Below are 22,554 nucleotides of genomic sequence, written 5' to 3' on the forward strand. Positions count from 1 at the left end.
TTGCCCTTCTTGTCGCGGCGCGGCGTCCAGAACACGGTGGGCCGCTTCTCGGTGCGCACCTGCAAGCCGGTGCGGATGATCAGCACCATGAGGAAGGCGTTGAAGAAGTGCTGCCACCCGAGCCACGCAGGGAACCCGATGGGGGCGCCCTCGGGCAGGTGGTACTCGCCGGGGTAGGTGGCGAGGAACTCCTGCATGAACTCCAGGCTCAGGAACCACCGCACGAAGAAGACCGCCATCGCCGCGGCGACCAGCAGGGCGCCGCCGCCGACGATGAACACACCGGCCCACTGGCCGCGGGTGAACGGTCCGATGCGGCGGGGTTCGGGCTTCGGGGCCGGACGACGGGATGCCGCAGCACCCGGCCACACCGTGCGCGGCACGGTGAGCGGCGGGCGCGGTCCGGTCGCGACGGCGGTGGATGCCGCGGCAGCGGATGCGACGGACGCCGCAGGCACGGAGGCAGGTGCCGTGGCCGCGGCGGCGGCTGCCGGTGCGGCTGTCTCCGTCGGGGCCGCTGGGGCCTCAGCGGAGACCGGGGCGGCCTCGGTCGGAGCGCTCACCGCGCGAGGCTGCGCGGTGCCGGCGGGCGGCCAGGGGTCGCCTCCGACGACGCGCGGCAGACCGCGGCGCAGCGGAACGGCGTCGCCGCCCGCGGCCGTCGTGGCGGCAGCAGCGGCAGCAGCGGGCGCAGCGGCGGGCGCGGGCGCAGCGGCTGGTGCAGGAGTCGCGCTCGCCTCGGTGGGCGCGACCGGGGTCGCTGCGGTCGGGGCGGGTGCGGCCGCGGCCGCGAGAGCAGCCGGACCGGAGCCTGCAGGCGGCCAGGGCTCGCCACCCGGCACCCGCGGCAGGCCGCGGCGCAGCGTCGAGCCCGACCGGGTCGGTTCGCCGGTCGCGTCCTGCGGCTGAGCTGGCTGGGGGTCGGCAGTGGGTGCCGGCTGGGCGGGGTCGGACGCCGCCGTGGCCACGGATTCGGCAGCGGGAGCCGCGGGCGCGGCGGGAACCGCAGCCGGAGCGTGGACCTCAGCCGCAGCGGGGACCTCAGCCGCAGCGGAGGCGCCGACACCCGCGTCGGAAGCTGCACCCGCGAGCGTCGCCGGAGCGTCACCGGCAGGCGGCCACGGCTCTCCCCCGGACACCCGCGGAAGGCCCCGGCGCACCGTTCGCCCGTATGTCGCCACGGCTACTTGGCCTTGTTCGCCTCGAGCGCCGCGATCAGCTGCGGGACGACCTGGAAGAGGTCGCCCACCACGCCGAAGTCGGCGATGTCGAAGATCGGGGCGTCGGCGTCCTTGTTGATGGCGACGATGGTCTTGGCGGTCTGCATGCCGGCCTTGTGCTGAATCGCTCCGGAGATGCCGAGAGCGACATACAGCTGCGGCGACACCGATACTCCGGTCTGGCCGACCTGGTAGGAGTAGGGCACGTAGCCGGCATCCACCGCGGCTCGGGAGGCACCGATGGCGGCCCCGAGAGTGTCGGCGAGCTGCTCCACGAGCGCGAACTGCTCCCCCGACCCCAGCCCGCGGCCGCCCGAGACGACCTTGCCGGCGCCGCGCAACTCGGGCCGGGTCGAGGCGACGACGGCCTCTTCGAACGATTCGATGACGGCGGCAGGCGCTCCGGAGGGGGTGACCTGCAGCGCCGTGACGGCCGGCGAGGCGACGGCCTCGGCGCGGGCGTCGACGGCGCCCTGACGCACCGTGATGACGTAGGCGCCGAAAGTGGGCGCCGACGTGACGTTGTACGCACCGCCGTAGACGGAGTGCTGAGCCAGCACGCCCTCATCGTCGCGGGCGACCCCGACGGCGTCGACCGACAGCGCGCGCTTCGTGCGGGCGGCGAAGCGCGCGGCGATGTCGCGGCCCTCGATGGAGTTGGAGATGAGCACGGCGTCGGGCTGCACGAGGTCGGCAGCGGCGGCGAGGGCGTCCACGTGCGGGACAGTCAGCGTCGGCGCCGCCGAGGTCGGCCACGAGCACCGCCTGTGCGCCGAGGGCACCGGCCGCCGCGGCGAGCTCGTCGTGGCGCTCGGCACCGGCGACGATCACGGCCACGGGGGTGCCCACCGATGCGGCGGCTCCCAGCAGGCCGGCGGCGGACTTGGCCAGCTCACCGCTGGGCAGCACGTCGAGGTGGACGAGGATCGAATCTGCAGCGAAGTCAGTCATGATGCCGATACCCCTCAGGCCAGCCGGTTTTCGATGAGGAACGCCGCGAGCTTGTCGCCCGCATCGCCCTCGTCAGTGATCTTCACGCCCGCCGAACGCGGCGGCTTCTCGCTCACGACGGTCATGATGGACCGCGCGACGGTGTCGACGCCGGCATCCACACCGAGGTCGGCCAGCGAGACCGTCTCGAACGGCTTCTTCTTCGCCGCCATGATGCCCTTGAAGTTGGGGAATCGGGCGTCGGGGAGGGCCTCGGTCACCGAGATGACGGCGGGCAGGGGGGCGGTGACGCGGGCGGTGCCGGCGTCGGTCACGCGCGTGCCCGAAACGGATGCCTCGGAGATCTCGACGGCGGCGAGGGCGGTCGCGTGCGGCACCCCCAGGTGCTCGGCGATCATCGCACCGATGACACCGCCGGAGCCGTCGGTGGACTGGTTGCCGGTGATCACGAGGTCGAAGCCCGCGCGCTTGACGGCAGCGGCCAGCACCTCCGCGGTGAGACCCAGGTCGGCACCGGCGAGGGCGCCGTCGACGATCTGCACAGCGGATGCCGCACCCATCGCGAGTCCCTTGCGGATGGTCGCGGCCGACGCCTCCGGCGCCATCGAGAGCACGACCACTTCGGTGCCGGGGTTCTTGTCGGCGTAGCTCAGCGCGACTTCGAGGGACCGCTCGCCGATCTCATCGAGCACCCGCTCACCGGCATCGCGGTCCGCCAACCCGGTCTCGAGGTTCAGCTTGCGGTCACCGTAGGTGTCCGGAACCTCTTTCACCAGCACGACAATCTTCATTGACTCTCCTCACGCCTCGGTCGATTCTATACAATTCCCGCGCACGCCGATGACCGGCTCGAATCGGGCGCCGGGGCCGGGCGGCGCGCTCAGAACACGACGACCGGCACCGGCAATACCGCGCGCGAGTCGCCGTGCGCGGCGCCCCCCGAGAAGGACACCCGCAGCAGGTGCAGCCCGCGCGGGAGCGCCGGCAGCGCCACGGAGACCTTCCCCCGCGCCGAAGCGGGGACGTCCGCCGTGGCCAGCACCCGCCCACCGTCCGAGACGGTCACGGTTCCCACCGGCGCACTGCGGTCGGCGCTGGACACCCACGCGGTCACCGTGACCTTCTGGCCCGCCTTCACGAGCACCCGGTCCGCCACGGCAGCCACGGAGGTCGCGACCGGCTCACGCTCCACCAGCACGACGGCCGTGCGCGGCGGAACGGTGAGGGTGCCGGCTGCCGCGTCCCATGTCGTCGTCTTCACGACGGGGTCCGCACCGTTCGCCATCGCGGGAGTGAGCGCGAACGCACGACCCGACAGCTCAGGGAGCGTCTGCGTGATCGGCTCGGGCGAGGCGTTGAAGGCCACGAGCGCGCCCTCGAGTCCGCGATCGGCATCGGGACCCACCCGGTCGTCGATCAGCATGACCAGCGCGCCGGGGGCGGCATCCGGTCCGCTGCCGGGGAACGACACCTTCTGCTCGATCAGCTCCGCCGAGCCGAGGCGCAGCAGCCCGACCTCCTCGCGCACGCGCAGCAGGTCGAGCGCGGCGGCCTCGGCCGCGGCGATGTCGGATGCCGCGGGCTTGAGCGCGGGATCGGCCAGCAGCGGCGCCATGATCGGCCACTTGTCCTCGTTGTCGGCGGCGCGGGGCAGCCCGGAGCCGAACGTCGACTCCTGCCCGGTCCAGTCGATGCGGTTGAACCAGTCGCCGGAGTTGTAGCTGTTGCGGTCGAGCGACTTCGAGCGCAGCAGCTCGGTGCCGGCATGCCAGAACGACGGCGTCTGCGCGAAGGCGGTCGTCGCCAGCGACAGCGTGTTCATGCGCACCCGGTCGGCCATGGGCGTGTCTGCGGGGAGCTTCAGCACCGAAAGGTCGTAGAGCGTCTCGTTGTCGTGCGCGTCGACGTAGGTGATGATCTCTTCGGGCTGCTCCGCGTACCCGGCGGGAGCACCGCGGTAGTCGAGCTCGTCCCCGGCGCGCACGGTGCCGGTGGAGTCGGTGAGGGTGAAGTCCCGCAGGTTGCCGGCGAGCCCCAGCTTCACCAGGTCGGTCTGGTGCGCGAGGTCGGCCAGCGCCTGCTCCGGGGTGCCGTTGATCGGGTTGCCGTTCGGGTCGGTGCCGAGGCCCGTGCCGAATCCCTGCTGCTGCACCGTCTCGCCTGCCACCGGGCTGCCGCCGTGCACGGCATCCCGCAGCCGGTCGCTGAAGGTGCCGATGCCGGTGCCGCCGAGGTTCCCCTGCCGTGCCTGCGGGAACAGGGCGTCGTCGGCGACCTCGCCGAAGTTCCATCCCTCGCCGTAGAGGTAGACCTTCGACCCGTCGACGCCGTCCTTCTTCATCGTGAGCGCGTCGAGGGCGTCGCGGACGGCCTGCATGTTCGCCGTCGAGTGGTGCCCCATGAGGTCGAACCGGACCCCGTCGACCTTGTAGTCGCGCGCCCAGGTGACGACGGAATCGACCATCAGCTTCTCGGCCAGCTCGTGCTCGGTGGCGACGTTCTGGCAGCAGGTGGACGTCTCGACGCCGCCGGTGAGGTTCAGTCGGTGGTAGTAGCCGGGGACGACCCGGTCGAGCACCGACTTCTCCCCCTGACCCGACTGCGCGGTGTGGTTGAACACCTGGTCGAGGACGACCTGCAGGCCCATGCCGTGAAGGGCGCCCACCATCTCGCGGAACTCGTGCACGCGTGCTCCACCCTCGGGGTCGACGGCGTACGAGCCTTCGGGAGCGGTGAAGTGGTAGGGGTCGTAGCCCCAGTTGAAGCCGTCGGCGTCGGCGATCGCCTCGACGCACGCCTGCTGCTCGGCGGATGCCGGGCCGAACGACGCCAGGTCGCACGCGGGCTGCGCCTGCGCTGCGCGGTTCTCCTCGATCGTGGCGATGTCGAAGGTGGGGAGCAGGTGCACAGTGTTGATGCCGGCATCCGCCAGCTGCCGCAGCTGCTGGGTTCCGGCACTGTCGCGGGTGAAGGCCCGGTAGGTGCCCCGCTCCGCCTCGGGCACCGACGTGTCGGTGATGGAGAAGTCGCGCACGTGCAGCTCGTAGATGGCCCGGTCCACGGGGCGATCGATCACGGGCGCCTTCGTGCGCTCCCACGCCCGCGGGCGCCACTGCTTGTCGGCCAGGTCGATCGCGACCGACCGCACCGAATTCGTCGTGAGCGCATGCGAGTACGGATCGGTGACGAGGTTGGTCTCGATCGCCCCGGTCTCGGGGGCGTAGACCACGACCTCCCACAGGAACTCGTCACCCTTGAGGTCGCGCTTGCCCGCCACCTCCCAGACACCGGATGCCGCATCGCGCGCCGCCTCGTGCCGCGTCGGCGTGCCTTCGTCGCGGGCGGTGTGGCCGGTGGGCCCGTCCCACGTCAGCAGGGTGACCGACTGCGCGGTCGGGGCCCACAGCCGGAAGGTGGGCTTGTTGCCGCGGAACGTCACGCCGAGGTCCGCGTCGGCGGCCGCGTCGGCGTAGAGGTCGTCGAGCACGCCCGGGATCTGCACGCCCGTGGCCGCGGCGAGCATGCCGTCGCCGTCCTGCTGCGACACCATCAGCTGGCCGCGCAGCAGCTCGCCGGCGGCATCCGCATCGGCGACGCGCAGTGCGACGAACCCGGCCAGCGCCGGGAACCGCTCGCGCTGGGCCTCGGTGAGGCCGCCGTCGACGCGCTCGAGGTCGAAGCTCTCGCCGCCGGCGACCCCGTCGTCGGTGACGACCAGTGACGCGTCGGTCGAGGCGTGCAGCTGCCACGTGGCATCCGCCGGATCGGCGCCCAGGTCGGCGGGCCACGCGAGGGTCTCGGCGTCGATCCAGTGCGCACGGGACTGGCCGACACCCGCAAGCGGCGGGTCGGCGACGTCGATCTCGAGCACGTGGGTCGCCAGGGTGTAGCGGAAGACGACCGTGGTCCCGTCGGCGACGGTGAACGCGTAGTTCGCGCCACCAGGGGCGCCGCCGACACCGTAGTTCTCGTCCCAGCTGAGGCCGTGCGCGACCTTGATCTCGTATGCGCCGGCGGGGATCGCATCGGTGGTGAACTCGTACACCCCGTCGCGGTCGGCGTCGGCCATGAGGGTCGCCAGGCACTCCGGCATCCAGTCGCCGGCGCAGCCGAGCTCGCTCTGCACGGAGCCGGGGAGGGTGACGATGGGCCCCTCGGCGCTGGACTGCACGATGTTGCTGCGCGGGTCGAAGTAGAACGAGATGGCCCCGCCGGGGTGCGAGATCGCGATGTTCGCGCCGTTCGCCACGCCACCGGCGCCGTAGTTGAGATCCCACGAGCCGTTGAGCGCGGCCTTGTACTCGTAGTCGCCGGCGGGCAGGTCGAACGTGCGCGCCCAGATGCCGTCGGCGCCGAGCGTCAGGTTCGCCGCTTCACAGCCGGGGGTCCAGTCGCCAGGGCAGCCGAGCTCGGAGTTGAGACTGCCGGCGATCGTCACCATGTCGATCGGCTGCTCGGGCTCTTCGGGGACCTCGAGCGAGACGGCGTTGCCCACGGAGGCGTAGGTGGATGCCGCGGCGCGGTCGCCGCCGGCATCCGTCGTGACGGCCCGGTACTCCACGAGCGTGCCCGGGGCGAGGTCGCGGATGTCGTGGAAGACGCGCGGGCTGGTGCTCTCGGCGGTGCCGAGCGGCTGCCACTCATCGGAGCCGACCACGCGCCAGGCGAAGCTCGTCTCCTGCCAGGTGGTGTCGTCGACGTCGGCCGAGACGGCGACGGACCCGCTCAGTGCGGCGCCGGGCGTCGGGGCCGCGACGCTGATTGCGGGGGCGCCGGCGGGGTCGGTGACGGGGGTGTCGGCGCGGTAGACGACGGCGGACAGCGCGGGCACGGTGACCTCGGCCACGGCATCGGCGCCGCTCGTGACGGCGGAGTCGGTGCCGTACACCGGGGCGAAACCGGCGTCGGCGGTGAGGGTCGGGATCTGCGCCGTCGCGGGGGCGGCGGTGTTGTTCAGCGCGACGAGGTATTCGACCTTCTCGTCGCGGTCGACGCGGGAGAACGCGTACACGCCGGCGCCACTGTCGGCGTGGCGCTCGATCTGCGCGCCGGTGACGAGGGCGGGGTGCTCCTCGCGCAGCTCGGCGAGGGTGGCGATGTGCGTGTAGATCGGTGCGGCCATGTCGTAACGGTCGACCGCGCCGGCGACCTCGCCGGTGATCAGGTTCTGGTCGGTGTACTCGGGCACGGCGCTGGCGAAGAGGGTCTGGCGGGCGCTCTTGTCGCCGCCGGGACCGGCGAAGCCCTGCTCGTCGCCGTAATAGACGACGGGCTGCCCGCGGCCGAAGAACATCAGCTCGTGGGCGAGCAGGTCTCGCTGCAGCGCGTCGGGGGCCGACTGCAGCAGGTAACCGACGCGGCCCATGTCGTGGTTGCCGAGGAAGGTGGGGAGGGCCGTCGCGGACGAATCCGGGGTCGTGTAGCGGTCGTCGCCGGCGTACAGGGACTGCAGGCCGCGCGCGCTGTTGCCGGCGGCGTAGCCGACCGCGGCGGACTGGAACGCGAAGTCGAGCACCGAGTTCATGTCGGTGTCGCGCACGTAGGGCGCGAGCTTGGCGGGGTCGGCGTCGTACACCTCCCCGAACATGAAGAAGTCGGGCTTGCCTGCGACATCGCGGGCGTAGTCCAGCACCTCGGTGGACCACTGCTCCCAGAACTCCGGGTTCACGTGCTTGACGGTGTCGATGCGGAAGCCGTCGATGCCGAGGTCGATCCAGTCCTGGTAGACGTCGACGAAGCCGTCGACGACCGTGGGGTGCTCGGTCATGAGGTCGTCGAGCCCGTCGAAGTCGCCGAGCGTCACCGACTCGCCCTCCCAGACCGTGTTTCCGCGGTTGTGGTACAGCGTCGGGTCGTTCAGCCACGCGGGGGTCTTCGCGTCCTGCAGGGCGGGGTCCACGACCGGGGTGTACGGGAAGCTCGTGGCGGCGTCGAGGGCGGGGAAGTCGCCGGTACCGGCGTAGTCGGCGGGGTCGAAGGCGTTGCCCGCGGCATCGCGGTACGGCTCGGTCGCCGCGTCGACGTAGTCGTAGACGCCCTCTTCGTAGCCGATGACGTCGGCGGTGTGGTTCGTGATGATGTCGAAGTAGACCTTGATGTCCTGCGCGTGCGCCTCGGCGATGAGGGCCTCGAGCTCGGCGTTGGTGCCCAGGTGCGGGTCGATCTGCGTGAAGTCGGTGATCCAGTAGCCGTGGTAGCCGGCACTGGCATCCGCCCCTTCGCCCTGCACCGGCCGGTTGGCAAAGCTGGGGGTGAGCCAGATCGCCGTGGTGCCGAGGCCGGCGATGTAGTCGAGCTGTGAGCGCAGGCCTGCGAGGTCGCCGCCGTTGTAGAAGCCCTTGTCGGTCGGGTCGAAGCCGTGCGCGAAGCGGTCGCCCTCGATGCCGCCGGTGTCGTTGCCGAGGTCGCCGTTGGCGAAGCGATCGGTCATCACGAAGTAGAACTGCTCGGCGGAGCCCGGCTGACGCACCGGCGGGGCGACCAGGTCGCCGTCGATGTCTCCGTCGTAGTCGCCGCGGACGCTGAGCGCTTCGAGGCCCACACGGTGGGTGGTGTCGTCGAAGACGAAGCGCAGGGTCGCCGGGCCGTCGATGGTCAGCGGGATGTTGTCCGCACCACCGTCGAGTCCGTACGCCTCATCCCAGGTGTCGTTGACGGCGAGCTTGTACTCGTAGCTGCCTGCGGGCACCTCGAACTCGGCCGCGAAGATGCCCGCCTCGTCGGTTGCCGCGAGCTCGGTCGCGGCGCAGTCGGGCTGCCAGTCGTCGGAGCATCCCAGCTCGTTCTGCAGGCTGCCGACGAGGGCGAACGTGCGGTCGGCGGCGAGCGCCGGTGCTGCGGTCGCGACGACCGATCCGGTGAGGATCAGGGCGCCCGCGGCGAGGGATGCCAGCAGGCGGCGGGCACGGGAGGGGGACGTCTGTGGCACGGTCACTCCTGGGAAGGGCACGGCGATGTACCGGGGGTCCTTCCGACGCTAGCAGCGGGCACCGACGCGCTGCGGGCGGTTCCGGCGGGCGCTCATGAGAGTCCGCTCATGTCCACGGGTGGCATCAGTCGAGCTACTTCTCCGCGCTTCGTAGGATGCGAAGGGAGGCCGCCACCCAAGCGGCGGCCTCCCCCAAAACGCTGTCAGTAGCCGACCGCCGCGAGGCCGAACTGGATCTCCGCGTCGGTGAATCCCTCGTACGCGAGCTGGTCGTAGAGCGACTGCCGCGAGAACGACGAGAGTTCGAGGTAGCTCGCAGCCTTCTCAGCCGCCTCGGCGTTCCAGTCGGCGCCGGCGTTGTCGGCGCCGAAGGTGGCTTCCTCTGTCGAGAAACCCTCGTACTCCAGCTGGCCGATGAGTCCGGCGCGCGAGAACCCGGTGAGTTCCAGGTACGACTGCGCCTTGCGGATCGCGTTCTGCTGGGCCAGCGTGTAGACGGGCTTGGGTGCCTCGGCCGTCACCGTGATCTCTGTGCCCGGCTCCGCCTCAGCGGAACCCCTCAAGTTCTGGGAAAGGATCACCCAGTCCTCGCCGGCGCCGGCATCCGCCACGAACACGAGCCCGGCGGCCTCGACGGCGGCGCGTGCCTCGGCCACCGACTTCCCGACGACGTCAGGCACGGCAACCGTGGTGTCCTCCGGCTCTTCCTCGACGACGGCCTCCTCCACCTCCGCTTTCTCGGCGACGGCGGCCGGTTTGTCGGACGACACGTCGTCCGCGGTCCCGCTGCCGCCAGAGATGCCATTGGTGATGATGCTGATCAGCGTGAGGACCGCCAGGGCGATGAGTGCCCACTGCCACCACTTCAGCTTGGGCAGCCCGCGCTTCGCGGAGACGGTCGCGGCGCCGGCCTCAGAGGCTACGGCCGCAGACGGGACCGGCGGATTCACGAGCGCGCCGGAAGCGTCCCGCACCGACGCGTGCTCGGTCCACGCGACGCCGTCCCAGTAGCGCCTGCCCTCAGGGTTCTGCGGATCGGGATACCAGCCCGCCGGCGGCTGCCCGTTCGGGGTGTCGGCGTGCGTATGGGTGTTGTTGCTGTTCTCGGACATGACAGGACTCTCTGGTCGTACGAGGCGAACACCCCCAGGTGTGCGCCACCGGCCGATGGCCAGTAGAACAGGACACACCAGACCTCCGACATTGAGGCGTTCCACGATCCGGGAGCGTGCAACGCGAACGTGTCGGAACCGCTTCGACGACCGAGCAGGATCGCGATGAGCGAACCCCGACTACGGCATTCGGCGCCCCGAGCCAGCTCGCTCGCGACGTCGTCTCCTCACTCGCGGGTCGACTACTCACGGGCCCGCGAATGCCCACTCGCTCCCCCCGTGAACACCCGCTCGCGGCGCCGAGCATCCACCCGGCGCCGCTCGCGCTCACTCGCCGGCGAGCGCGGCCTTCTTGCGGCGGCGCATCTCGTGCAGGATCGGCTCGGTGTAGCCGTTGGGCTGCGCGGCGCCTTCGAGGATGAGGCGGCGGGCGGACTCGAACGCGATACCGCGGCCATGCCCCTCGTCGTCGAGCAGCGGCTCGTAGTCGGGATCGCCGGCATTCTGCGCGTCGACGACCGCCGCGAGCTTCTCGAGGCTGCGGTCGACGTCATCGGTGTCGATGACACCGTGCGCGAGCCAGTTCGCCAGCAGCTGGCTCGAGATGCGGAGCGTGGCCCGGTCCTCCATCAGCGCGATGCCGTTGATGTCGGGGACCTTCGAGCATCCGACGCCCTGGTCGATCCACCGCACCACGTACCCGAGGATCGACTGCACGTTGTTGTCGACCTCGGCCAGCACCGCGTCGCGGCCGAGCGGCTCTGTCTGCAGCGGCGGGATCAGGATGTCGTCGATGCCCCGCAGGGGCCGCTCCGCGACGGTCCGCTGCACCTCGGCGACGTCGACCTGGTGGTAGTGCAGGGCGTGCAGAGTGGCCGCGGTGGGCGAGGGAACCCACGCCGTCGTGGCGCCGGAGCGCACCTGTGTGATCTTCTGCTCGAGCATGTCGTGCATGAGGTCGGGCATGGCCCACATCCCCTTGCCGATCTGGGCGCGGCCGATGAACCCGGCGCCGAGCCCGGCATCCACGTTGGCGTCCTCGTACGCGCCGAGGAACGGCTGGGCCTTGATGGCGGCCTTGGGCACCACGGGGCCGGCGTGCAGCGAGGTGTGGATCTCGTCGCCGGTGCGGTCGAGGAACCCGGTGTTGATGAAGACGATGCGGTCCGCTGCCTGGGCGATCGCCGCGCGCAGATTGAGGGTGGTGCGCCGCTCCTCGTCCATGATGCCGACCTTGAGGGTGTTCTCCGGCAGACCCAGCAGGTCCTCGACGCGGGAGAACAGCTCCACGGTGAAGGCGACCTCCGCCGGCCCGTGCATCTTCGGCTTCACGATGTACAGCGACCCGGTGCGGGAGTTCGTTCCCGCCCGGTCGCCGCGCAGGTCGGGCAGCGCGCCGACGGCCGTCATGATCGCATCGAGGATGCCTTCGGGCACCGGCTCCCCCGCGGCATCCGTGATGGCGTCCGTCGTCATCAGGTGCCCGACGTTGCGCACGAGCAGCAGCGAACGGCCGGGGAGGGTGAAGTTCGACCCGTCGGGCGCCGTGTAGCGGCGGTCGTCGTTCATGCGGCGCGTGAAGGAGCGGCCGTTCTTGACGAGCTCGGCGGTGAGCGCGCCGGTCACCAGCCCCTGCCAGTTGCGGTAGCCGAGCGCCTTGTCGTCGGCATCCACCGCAGCGACGGAGTCCTCGAGGTCCATGATCGTCGTCAGCGCCGACTCCACGACGATGTCGTCGATGCCCGCCCGGTCGGTGGCGCCGATGCGCCCGGCGCGGTCGATCAGCACATCCAGGTGCAGGCCGTGGTGGCGCAGCAGCACCGACGACGGCTGGGCCGCGTCGCCGGTGTACCCGGCGAAGGCGTCGGCATGCTGCAGAGCGGCATCCTCCCCCGCCACGGCCACCAGCAGGCGGCCGTCCTCGACGCGGTAGGACTCCGCATCGGCGTGCGAGCCACGGGTGAGGGGCGCGACCTCGTCGAGCAGACGGCGGCCGTAGGCGATGACTGCCGCACCGCGCTGCGGGTTGTACTCCGCGCCGCGCGCCAGGTCCCCGTCCTCGGGGATCGCGTCGGTGCCGTAGAGCGCGTCGTAGAGGGAGCCCCAGCGCGCGTTGGCGGCGTTGACGGCGAAGCGCGCGTTCAGCAGCGGCACCACCAGCTGGGGGCCGGCCAGGGTTGCGATCTCGGGGTCGACGTTCTCGGTGCGGATGCTGAAGGGCTCGGGCTGCTCCAGGAGGTAGCCGATGCGCTCGAGGAACGCCCGGTACTCGACCGGGTCGGGCAGCCCCGGGTTGGTCCGGTGGTAGTCGTCGATCTGCGCCTGCAGCCGGTCGCGCTCGTCGAGCAGCTCGCGGTTTCGGGGCGTCAGGTCGCGCAGGAGCGCGCTGACGCCGGCCCAGAATCCGTCGGCATCCATCCCCTGTGCGGCGAGCGCCTCCTCGGCGAAGGCGAGGAGCGGCGTCGCGACGCTCAGGTCTGCGCGCTGCTGTCGAGCGGTGCTCGTGGTGTCCATGGCGACTCTGCCTCTCGGTGGGATTGTCGTCGAAACTACCAGGTCCGCATCACTGTGTGGAATGCTCATTCCACACAGCGGAATGGAAGTGGATTCGTGACGGAGAACAGCCCCGCACCGGGCGTGCAGTCGGTGGCCCGCACGCTCGATCTCCTGGAGACCCTCGCGATGCTCGGCGGCGAAGCGGGGGTCGGCGAGATCGCCGCCGCACTGTCGCTGCCGCCCGCGACGATCCACCGGTTGCTGCGCACCCTCGCCGCCCGCGGGTACGTCATGCAGCTGCCCTCACGCCGGTACACGCTCGGCCCCGGCCTGATCCGGCTCGGCGAAGCCGCCACGCGGCGTCTGTCGGGCTGGGCGAAGCCGGCCCTGGTCGCCCTCAGCGAGGCGACGCAGGAGAGCGCGAACTTCGCGGTGCTCGACGGCGACATGGCCACCTACGTCGCGCAGGCGCCCTCGAAGCATCAGATGCGCATGTTCACCGAGGTGGGGCGGCGGGTCTTCCCGCACGCCACCGGCGTGGGCAAGGCGCTGCTCGCGCAGCTGCCCGACGCCGACGTGCTGGCCCTCGTCCGTCGAACCGGGATGCCGGGGTTCACCGACACCACCCTGCGGACCGAGGAGGACCTGCTCGCGGAACTCGGCACGATCCGCGAGCGCGGTTACGCGATCGACGAGGGCGAGCAGGAGGTCGGCGTGCGGTGCTTCGCCGTGGCGGTGCCGGGCATGGCCCTGCCTGCGGCAGTGTCGGTCTCGGGACCAGAGGTGCGCGTGACGCTCGAGTCCGCGCCCGGCGCCGTGCAGGCGCTGCGCGACGCGGTCGCCACGCTGCGCACCGCCGTGCCCGGCTGAGCGCCGGGCAACGGGCCACCCCTTCTGCGCGCACGCACCATCCGCGCACGGTCACGCTGTCGCTGCCGCTGCCGCGCCTCCGGGCCCGCGACGTCTCGCCACGATGCACAGTGCCGGAATCAGCGCCAGCACCGCTACGGCCGCCATCGCCATGAAGGTCATGGTGAAGCCCCGATCGCCCCCGAGAGCGATCAATCCGCCGCAGACCTGCGCGCCGAACGCCCCGCCGATGTTGCGCACGTTCGTGTTCATACCACTGACCGATCCCACCTCGCTCTCCGGCACACTCGAGACGATGACGGACGTCAGATGGGCATAGATCAGCCCGATTCCGACGCCCATCAATGCCGACGCGATGATCACCTGATACGGCGCCTGGTGCCACACCGCAAAGCTGCCCGCGCCGGCGAGCGCGAACGCAACGCCCAGGAGGATGCTGACGCGAGAACCCGGCCACCGATACATCGTCGACGCGAGCAGGCTCATCACGAGGAAGAGCACGGTCTGCGGCAACAGGTAGATCGCGGTGTCCGCGATCGTCGCCCCGAAGCCGAAACCACCCTGCCGAGGCGACTGCACGAATGCCGGCACCGCGATCATTCCGGCGAACAGCAGGAAGCCGAAGAGGAATGCCAGCAGGTTCGCCCAGACGACGGTGGGCGTCCCGAGCAGGCGCATGTCGACGATCGGAGCATCCGCACGGCGCTCCACCGCGACCCAGAGCGTGAACGCACCCATCGAAACCAAGAGGGACGCGATGGTCAGCGGCGAGGACCACCCCCACGACGCACCCTGCGTCACGCACACCAGAAGACCGGTCAGCCACACCGCGAGCAGAACGGCGCCGACGACATCGACGCTCCCCCGATTCGCGCGCTTCGTTCCTTGGGGAATGAGCACCCAGACCAAGACGGTGGCGAGTGCCACCACCACCGCAGCGATCACGAAGACGCTTCTCAGCCCCGCCCCGGCGACGAGGGGTCCGGCGACGACAACGGCGACCCCGCTGCCGACGGCGACCGTCGACGACACCACCCCGATCCCGCCGACCATCGCGCGCTCGCTGAGCCGTTCCCGAAGAAGCCCGAATGCCAGCGGGAACAGCGCCCCCGCCGCCCCCTGGATCACGCGCGCGACGAGCATCATCACGTAGGTGTCCGCAACCGCTGCGACGAGAGTGCCGGCCGTGAAGACGAGCATGACGATCCGAAGGACCCGCGCGCGGCCGAACATGTCACCGAGCCGCCCCGCGATGGGCATGGCGATCGAGGATGCCAGGAGGAATGCCGTCACCAGCCACGCCGTGGCGGCGGCGCTCGCCCCGTATTCGTGTCGCAACGTCGGGAGAAGCGGGTTGAGGAACGACTGCATGAGCCCGTGGCTGAACCCGGCGATCGCCAGCGCCAGGATGAGACGACGGCGACTGCCGGCAACCCCGGAAGTGGGCACTCAGGCCTCCCTCGTCCGCACCAGAAGACCCGTGCACGGCCGCCGGATGGCCTCGTCGCCCCGCGACCCCGATCGACCCATCATCCGCCTCTTCCGCCAGTGAGATCGGTGCTGATACTATATCAACTATCGGATCCGGTGACGTGTCCATGCGACGCACCCTCGCTCCGAACCATGACCGTCCGCGGCGGCGAAGGAGCCTCGATGGCGTACGCATCCACCAACCCGTTCACCGGCGAGGTCGTCGCGGAGTTCCCCTCCGCGACCGACGCCGAGGTCGACGCCGCGCTCGCGGCTGCGCACACCGCATTCGCTGCCTGGGCGGCCACCCCCGTCGCCGACAGGGCGTCGATGCTGCGTCGTGCCGCCACGCTCATGCGGGAGCGCGACGAAGAGCTGGCCCGCCTCGCGACGCTCGAGATGGGGATGACCACCGCGATCTCACTCGCGCATGCGTCGACGGTCGCACCCGGCATCCTCGATTACTACGCGACGCATGCGGCGGAGTTCCTCGCCGCCGAACCCCTCGGTGACGGCGCGAAGATCGTCCGGGAACCGGCGGGGATCGTCCTCGCGATCGAGCCATGGAACGTGCCGTACTACCAACTCGCCCGCGCAGTGGCACCGAACCTGGTCGCAGGCAACGTCGTGATCCTCAAGCACGCCAGCATCGTGCCGCAGTGCTCTCGTGCGATCGAGTCGGTCTTCCGTGACGCAGGCTTCCCCGCCGGCGTGTTCACCAACGTGTACGCCACGCATGAGCAGACCTCGCGGATCATCCGCGACCCACGGGTGCGAGGAGTCACGTTCACCGGCAGCGACGCCGCCGGCAAGCTGGTCGCCGCTGAGGCAGGCACCGCGGTCACGCCCGCGGTGCTCGAACTCGGCGGCTCCGACCCCATGGTCGTGCTCGACGACGCCGACCTGGATCTCGCGGTCACCCACGCGATGAGCCGCTTCCGCCTCTGCGGGCAGACGTGCGTCTCCCCCAAGCGCATCATCGTCGCCGCGGCGCGCTACGACGACTTCCTGCGCCTGTACCTGCAGCGTTGCGAGACACTCGTCGCCGGCGATCCCACAGACCCCGACGTCACCCTGGGCCCGCTGTCCTCGCAGTCACAGGCTGACACCGTGAAGGCCCAGATCGAAACGGCCGTCGCGGGCGGTGCCACCGCGATCGAGGCGGGCGCCGCCGTACCGACGACAGGCGCCTTCGTGCAGCCCACGATCCTGACCGACGTGGCACCGACGAACCCGCTCTACGGCGAGGAGATCTTCGGCCCGGTCCCGATGGTGTTCTCCGCGGCGGACGATGCGGATGCCGTGCGACTCGCCAACGACACTCGCTACGGCTTGGGCGGGTCGGTGTTCAGCGCGGATCCGGTCAGAGCCGAACGTGTCGCGCGGCAGATCGACACCGGGATGGTGTGGATCAACCACGCCGCGGGCACCGAAGCGCGGCTGCCGTTCGGCGGAACGAAGCAGTCGGGCTACGGCACCGAACTCGGACGAGAGGGGCTCTATCAGTTCCTCAACAACAAGCTGATACACCGGCCCTGAATCTGAGCGAAGGAACCTGATGAAACCCGCATCCTCGCCCTCGGGCGCTCATCCGTTGGAGACAACTTGACCGCCGTCGCCGAGGATGACCTGCGGCAGATCCGCGCGCTGGCGGCGGACGTGGCAGCGGAGGTGTACGCTCCGCTGGCGGAGCACCTGGATGTGACCCGGACGCCCATCAGCATCGAGCAACGGCGCGCGCTGGGCGAACTCGGGTTCCTCGGAATCGCCCACGGCGAGCAGTACGGCGGATCGGGATCACCGCTCGAGCATGCTCTCGCCGTCATCGAAGAGTTCGCGAAGGTCTGCCGTCCGGCTGCCTTCCAGATCTTCGAGGCGAACACCGGCCCCGCCCAGGTGATCGCCCGGCTGGCGTCAGAAGAGCAGAGGCAGCGATGGCTGCCCGACATCGTGAGCGGGGCGCGGACGATGGCGGTGGCCATCAGCGAGCCGGATGCCGGGTCTGCGGCGACGGACATGCGCACGTTTGCACGGGAGACCAGGGAAGGCTTGGTGCTCAACGGGACGAAGCGGTGGATCTCCAACGGCGGCGAAGCGGACCTGTACCTGGTGTACGCACGGCTGAGCGATGCCCCGGGCTCCAAAGGGATCGGGGCCGTGGTGGTGGAGAAGGGCACGCCCGGCCTGCGCTTCGGCGCACCCGAACGGCTGATGGGATTCCGCGGCATCCCCTCAGCGGATGTGATCTTCGATGACGTCGCCGTCCCTCCCGAGAACGTCGTGGTACCCGCGGGTGACTTCGGCAGACTGTTCGGGATCTTCTCCATCGAGCGACTCGGCAACGCGACCATGAGCCTCGCACTCGGACAGGCCGCGTTGGACAAGAGCGTCCGGTATGCGCAGGAGCGACAGGCTTTCGGCAAGGACATCGTCGAGTTCCAGTCCATCCAGATCATGCTCGCCGACATGCTGCTGCAGGTGGAGGCGGCGCGCCTGCTCATCGAGCGCGCGACGAAATCCGTCGACGACGGCGCGCCGAACGCGCTGCATGTGTCACTGGCGAAATGCACGGCCAACGAGATGGCGAAACGGGTCACCGACCTCGCGATCCAGGTGCACGGGGGCAACGGGTACACCGAGGAGTACGGACTGGAACGCCTGCACCGCGACGCGCACGGCTGGGCGATCGCCGGCGGGACGCCCATGATGCAGCGCATGCGGATCGTGTCGGAGATGACAGGCAGGCGATTCGATCAGCGGCGGTGATGCCCTCACTCACGGGCCGTGATGTGTGCGCGCACGGCTTCACCACGGTCATCCATCCAGCCCTTCCTTCGCGCGTAGTCCAGCATCCCCTGGAACCTCTGCCGCCACTGCGGGTCGTCCACGAGAAGCGCGCCCTGCTCCTCCAACGCAGCACAGCGCAGCCACGCGTGGTCACCGGCGGTGTCGCCCAGGTCCGCTGCGCGCAGGGCCGTGGCGATCTCCTCCGCGGGAAGGTCGCTCACGACCGCCAGTTCGGTCAGATTGCCGGGATCCTCGATCCTGACGTCGGCGTCCACGATCACTCGCATGATGACTCCATTCCGCGATAAAATATCAAGGATAATACTAGAATGACCCCTGTGAGCGACAGCGTTGGCACCGGGCCCCTCGACGGCGTCCGTGTCCTCGACCTCTCCACCACCTTGTCCGGCCCGTACTGCACGCGCGTCATGGCCGACTTCGGCGCAGAGGTGATCAAAGTGGAGGCGCCCGGCGGCGACATCACGCGGGACCTCGGCACGCCACGTCAGCCAGGCCCGGCAAGCGTCTACGTCGGAGTGAACCGCGACAAGCCCTCCGTGACACTGGACCTCAAGGACCCGGGCGACCGGGCACTCCTGGATCGGCTGATCCGGCACGCCGACGCCCTTGTGCACAACATGCGGGCCACAGCCGCCGCGAGACTGGGTATCGATGCGGCCGCCGTGAGGGCGGTCAACCCGCGCATGATCCATCTGGGCATCACCGGCTATGGCAGCAACGGCCCTTACGCGCACCATCCGGCTTACGACGACACGATCCAGGCCAGCAGTGGACTCGCCTGGTTGCAGAGCCTGAATCAGGAGGAGCCGACGTACGTCACCACCGCCGTGGCAGACAAGACCACCGGGCTCCTCGCCGCCAGCGCCCTCATCGCTGCGCTGTACCGGCGCACGTCCACCGGAAGCGGTGAGGCGATCGAGGTGCCGATGTTCGAGACCATGGCCGGGTTCGCCCTGACCGAGCAATGGGGTGGCCGCGCATTCATCCCTCCCGCCGGACCCACCGACTATTCGCGGCAGCGATCACCGCATCGAAAGCCGTATCGTGCCCTCGACGGCGTCGTCTCCGTGCTGGTGTACACCGAGGCCCACTGGCAGAGGTTCCTCGCCGCGGTCGGCCACGGCCATCTGCTGACGAATCCCGCGTACGCCACGGTGCGCACCCGCAACCAGAACATCGATCGTCTCTATCGGCTCGTCGCCGAGCAGATCGGCACCCGTACGATCGCCCAGTGCCTCGAGTTGTGCGAGCGCCTGGACATCCCTGCCGCGGAGGTGAAGTCGCTCGATGACCTGTTCGACGACGAGCATCTGCGCGCGGTGGGCTTCTTCCAGCAGTTCGACACCGAGCAGGGACGATATCTCGGCTCACGCTCATCCGTGCTGTGGGGGACCCCGCCGCCGATCCCGGCACAGCGTGCCGAGCCGCCCCGGCGGGACGGCAGCGCAACGGTGCAGCGGTGGCTCTTCTCTGAGGGCGCCCTGTCATGAGCCCCATGCCGACGGTCGGCTTGACGTACGACATGCGCGCTCCGGCGTTCGGCACGCCGGCCCCGCAGCTGTACCGGGCCGCGATCGAGCAATGCCGCTGGGCGGACAGCAGGGGTTTCGACAGCGTCACCCTGTCCGAGCACCACGCGTCCGATGACGGGTATCTGCCCTCCCCTATCGTGCTGGGGGCAGCGATCGGCGGGGCGACCGAGCGCATGCTGATCCGCCTGCAGGTCGTCCTGCTGCCCCTCTACGATCCCCTCCGGCTCGCCGAGGATCTCGCGGTACTCGACCTGTCCTGCACGGGCCGCCTGCGCCTCACGGTCGGCGCCGGCTACCGCCCCGAGGAGTATGCGGCTTTCGGGCAGGACATGCGTCACCGGCCGTCGCTCATGGAGCGAGGCATCGAGGTGCTCAAGCGCGCATGGACGGGCGAGGAGTTCGACTATGAAGGCCGCCGCGTCCGGGTACTCCCGCGTCCGGCCCAGCACCCCCGTCCGCGGATCGCACTGGGCGGGGCATCCCCCGCTGCTGCCCGCCGAGCCGCACGGATCGCGGATGACTTCCAGCCTCTCGGCGCGCGTCTGTACGAGATATACCTCGAGACCCTCGATGAGCTCGGCAAGCCGCATCCGCCTACTGGACGCCTCGACAACGGGCCGCAGTTCGTGCACGTCTCGCGCGACCCTGAGCGCGCCTGGGCGCAGATAGCACCCCACGCCCTGCACGAGTCCAACTCGTACAGCCGGTGGGCGGCAGGTGCGCGTGGAGGCGTCTACGCCGCCGCGGACGACGCGGAGCAACTGCGTACCAGCGGTCGCTATCTCGTACTCGACCCCGACGAAGCGGTCGAGCTGGCCATGGCCCGCGGCACGCTCACCGTCAAGCCGTTGATGGGCGGCCTGGATCCCGATGTCGGCTGGGAGAGCGTCCAGCTTGTGGCCGACGAGGTACTCCCCCGTCTCACAATCCAAACGACAGGAGCAGCGGATCATGGCGACCAGCACTCGTGAGATATGGCTGGATACTCGCCTGAGCGAGCTGCCCCGCCCGGAGGACTTCTCCGCGCACACCCGCACCCTCGCGGACCCTCGGCCGGGGGAAGTCCTCGTCCGGACGACCCACCTGGCGATGGACCCGGGGTTGCGCAGCCGCTTCCGCGACGAAGACGCCCCACACGGTACGGCCGTCATCGGTCAGGCGCTGGGAGTCGTGGCACATAGCGAGGACGAGCGCACACCACCGGGAGCGAGGGTCCGCGGGCGCTGGGAGTGGGCGGAGTACGCCGTGGCGACGGCTGCGGACCTGGACGTCGTCGCCACCGACACTAGCCCTGCCGCCGAGCTCGGCCCGCTCGGGTGGGCAGGTCAGACAGCCTATGTGGGCATCTTCGACATCGCCCGTCCACGGCCCGGCGAGGTGATCTTCATCTCCTCGGCCGCCGGCACCGTCGGCCTGCTCGCCGGCCAGTTCGCCAAGCGGCTCGGTGCGTACGTCATCGGAAGCGCCGGGGGCGCAGAGAAGGTGGATCTCGTCCTGGCTTCCGGCTTCGATGCCGCCTTCGACTACAAGGCGGAGGATCCCGCGAGCGCGTTGGCTCGACTGGCGCCGGGGGGCCTGGACATCTACTTCGACAACGTCGGCGGCGCGCAACTGCAGGCGGCGTTCGAACATCTGCGGATGCACGGGCGGACCGTCTGCTGCGGCTCGGTCTCCGGCTACAACTCCGCGGGCGATCCCACCACGCTGACGGGCCTGCGGCGCATCGTCACCAACCGGCTGTCGATTCGCGGTTTCGTTCTCTGGGACCACCCCGACGCGGGGCAGCGTCGAGAGCAGATCCTGACATGGCTGAACGAGGGCGACATCGTGCATCCCGTCACGGAGTACCGGGGACTGGACAGCGCCCCGAGCGCATTCATCGCCATGCTCTCCGGCCACCATCCCGGCAGAACGATCGTGGCGTTGTGAAGGCACCCGGGAGGGATGGGGACTTCGGCCTCTTCCGCTCGCTGCGCCTGTACAACTTCCGCCTGTTCTTCGCCGGCGGCCTCATCTCCAACACCGGAAGCTGGATGCAGGCGGCCGCGATGAGCTGGGTGATCCTCACCGAACTCAGCGACAACGACGCGACGCTCGTCGGCTTCGCGTTCACCCTGCAGTACCTGCCGCCCCTGCTCCTGGCGCCGCTATCGGGATGGCTGACCGATCGTTTCGAGCGGAGATCCGCACTGATCGTGCTGCAGACCATTCTGCTCGCTCATGCGCTGACGATCGGTGCGCTTCTCCTCGCCGGCGGGATGACGGTCGCCTGGATGCTCGTGCTCGTCGGCGTGCAGGGCGTACTGGCCGCATTCGAAGTACCGCTGCGCCAGACGCTGGTCACCGACCTCGTGCCACGCACGCACGAATCGAACGCCATCGCACTGAACTCCGCTTCGTTCAACATCGCACGCCTTCTCGGGCCGGCTGCCGCGGGCGTGCTGATCGTGGCCGTCGGCAGCGGCTGGGTATTCATCCTCAACGGCCTGTCCTTCGTCGCCGCGCTCGGCGCCCTGCTTCTCATGCGGTCGTCGCAGATTCGTGCGCTTCCGGCGCGCGACGCCGCGCCGCGGCTGTGGGGAGGCATGGCCTACATCATCCGACGCCGGGACCTGCTCGTGCTCACCCTGTGCATCTTCCTGGTTTCGGCGTACACCGTGAATGTGACGCTGGCCACGTTGACCATGGCGGTCGTCTTCGGCACAGACGCCGCGGGCTTCGGCTTCGTCAACACGGTGCTCGCCGTCGGGTCGCTCGGCGGCGCACTGACCGCCGCGCAACGTCCCCGCGCGAGCTACCCCGCCATCGCGGTCGCATTGCTCGCCGTCGGCGTGCTCACCGGCCTGTCGGCCCTCGCCCCGACGTACCTCGTCTACCTGCTCGTCATGGCGCCACTCGGGTACGCGGTCGTCTTCGTGCTCGCCACATCCAACGCCTACGTGCAATCGACGACGGACCGCGGACTGCGCGGGCGAGTGCTCGCCGCATACATGGCGATGCTCATGGGCGGCGCGGCGCTCGGATCACTCGGGATCGGTTACCTCACCGACGCGTTCGGAGCACGCTGGGCTGTCGCCGTCGGGGCGTTCCTGGCGCTGGCGACGTTCGTCGCCCTGCTCACGACTCATCGCAGAGCTGCCGGCGCCGACGACCCGCGGTGACGCCGA

Annotated in this window: 13 protein-coding genes and 2 pseudogenes; 7 read left to right on the forward strand and 8 right to left on the reverse strand. The window is 70.1% G+C overall.

Annotated features, from left to right (window positions below; genetic code table 11):
- From NQ160_RS00790 to NQ160_RS00815, 6 genes and pseudogenes are all read right to left on the reverse strand, one after another.
- A pseudogene (locus NQ160_RS00790) lies at positions 1-1,160 on the reverse strand (cytochrome b/b6 domain-containing protein); the annotation flags it as partial.
- Between the two features lie 23 nt (positions 1,161-1,183).
- A pseudogene (locus tag NQ160_RS00795) lies at positions 1,184-2,171 on the reverse strand (electron transfer flavoprotein subunit alpha/FixB family protein).
- Positions 2,172-2,185: 14 nt separating this feature from the next.
- The gene (locus tag NQ160_RS00800) at positions 2,186-2,962 is read right to left on the reverse strand and encodes an electron transfer flavoprotein subunit beta/FixA family protein (RefSeq protein WP_257513322.1); all 777 of its coding nucleotides are present in this window, start codon (positions 2,960-2,962) and stop codon (positions 2,186-2,188) included.
- A gap of 89 nt (positions 2,963-3,051) precedes the next feature.
- Positions 3,052-9,099, reverse strand: coding sequence for a pullulanase-type alpha-1,6-glucosidase (pulA, locus tag NQ160_RS00805; RefSeq protein WP_257513323.1), 6,048 nt, complete (start codon positions 9,097-9,099; stop codon positions 3,052-3,054).
- Positions 9,100-9,302: 203 nt separating this feature from the next.
- Positions 9,303-10,211, reverse strand: a complete 909-nt coding sequence (locus NQ160_RS00810; protein WP_257513324.1) for an Ltp family lipoprotein — start codon at positions 10,209-10,211, stop codon at positions 9,303-9,305.
- Positions 10,212-10,538: 327 nt separating this feature from the next.
- Positions 10,539-12,725 carry a malate synthase G gene (locus NQ160_RS00815; protein ID WP_257513325.1) on the reverse strand — a complete coding sequence of 729 codons (2,187 nt, stop codon included), beginning with the start codon at positions 12,723-12,725 and terminating at the stop codon, positions 10,539-10,541.
- 96 nt (positions 12,726-12,821) lie between these two features.
- On the opposite strand from NQ160_RS00815, the gene NQ160_RS00820 reads away from it, so the two are divergent.
- Positions 12,822-13,577: an IclR family transcriptional regulator gene (locus tag NQ160_RS00820; RefSeq protein ID WP_308211423.1), complete on the forward strand. Its 756-nt coding sequence runs from the start codon at positions 12,822-12,824 to the stop codon at positions 13,575-13,577.
- Between the two features lie 51 nt (positions 13,578-13,628).
- Here the strand turns inward: NQ160_RS00820 and NQ160_RS00825 are convergent, their stop codons facing one another.
- On the reverse strand, positions 13,629-15,026 hold the full coding sequence (locus tag NQ160_RS00825; RefSeq protein WP_257513326.1) for an MFS transporter: 1,398 nt from the start codon (positions 15,024-15,026) through the stop codon (positions 13,629-13,631).
- Between the two features lie 204 nt (positions 15,027-15,230).
- On the opposite strand from NQ160_RS00825, the gene NQ160_RS00830 reads away from it, so the two are divergent.
- Both NQ160_RS00830 and NQ160_RS00835 read left to right on the forward strand, forming a co-directional pair.
- Positions 15,231-16,586, forward strand: a complete 1,356-nt coding sequence (locus NQ160_RS00830) for an aldehyde dehydrogenase family protein (protein WP_257513327.1) — start codon at positions 15,231-15,233, stop codon at positions 16,584-16,586.
- A 66-nt stretch (positions 16,587-16,652) separates the two neighbouring features.
- Positions 16,653-17,813 (forward strand): acyl-CoA dehydrogenase family protein, encoded by a 1,161-nt coding sequence (locus NQ160_RS00835; protein ID WP_257513328.1) that lies wholly within the window; start codon positions 16,653-16,655, stop codon positions 17,811-17,813.
- Positions 17,814-17,818: 5 nt separating this feature from the next.
- Here NQ160_RS00835 and NQ160_RS00840 read toward each other — a convergent pair whose 3' ends face one another.
- On the reverse strand, positions 17,819-18,121 hold the full coding sequence (locus NQ160_RS00840; protein ID WP_257513329.1) for a hypothetical protein: 303 nt from the start codon (positions 18,119-18,121) through the stop codon (positions 17,819-17,821).
- A 51-nt stretch (positions 18,122-18,172) separates the two neighbouring features.
- On the opposite strand from NQ160_RS00840, the gene NQ160_RS00845 reads away from it, so the two are divergent.
- From NQ160_RS00845 to NQ160_RS00860, 4 genes are read left to right on the forward strand one after another with little or no spacing between them, the layout of a single operon-like run.
- Positions 18,173-19,345: a CaiB/BaiF CoA transferase family protein gene (locus NQ160_RS00845; protein ID WP_257513330.1), complete on the forward strand. Its 1,173-nt coding sequence runs from the start codon at positions 18,173-18,175 to the stop codon at positions 19,343-19,345.
- Entirely contained in the window at positions 19,342-20,358 is a 1,017-nt protein-coding gene (locus NQ160_RS00850; protein WP_257513331.1) for an LLM class flavin-dependent oxidoreductase, read from the forward strand. Before NQ160_RS00845 ends, NQ160_RS00850 begins: the two co-directional genes overlap by 4 nt.
- The gene (locus tag NQ160_RS00855; protein WP_257513332.1) at positions 20,339-21,316 is read left to right on the forward strand and encodes an MDR family NADP-dependent oxidoreductase; all 978 of its coding nucleotides are present in this window, start codon (positions 20,339-20,341) and stop codon (positions 21,314-21,316) included. Before NQ160_RS00850 ends, NQ160_RS00855 begins: the two co-directional genes overlap by 20 nt.
- Positions 21,313-22,548: an MFS transporter gene (locus NQ160_RS00860; protein WP_257513333.1), complete on the forward strand. Its 1,236-nt coding sequence runs from the start codon at positions 21,313-21,315 to the stop codon at positions 22,546-22,548. Before NQ160_RS00855 ends, NQ160_RS00860 begins: the two co-directional genes overlap by 4 nt.
- Positions 22,549-22,554: the final 6 nt, after the last annotated feature.

The sequence above is a fragment of the Microbacterium sp. zg.Y909 genome, from assembly GCF_024626565.1.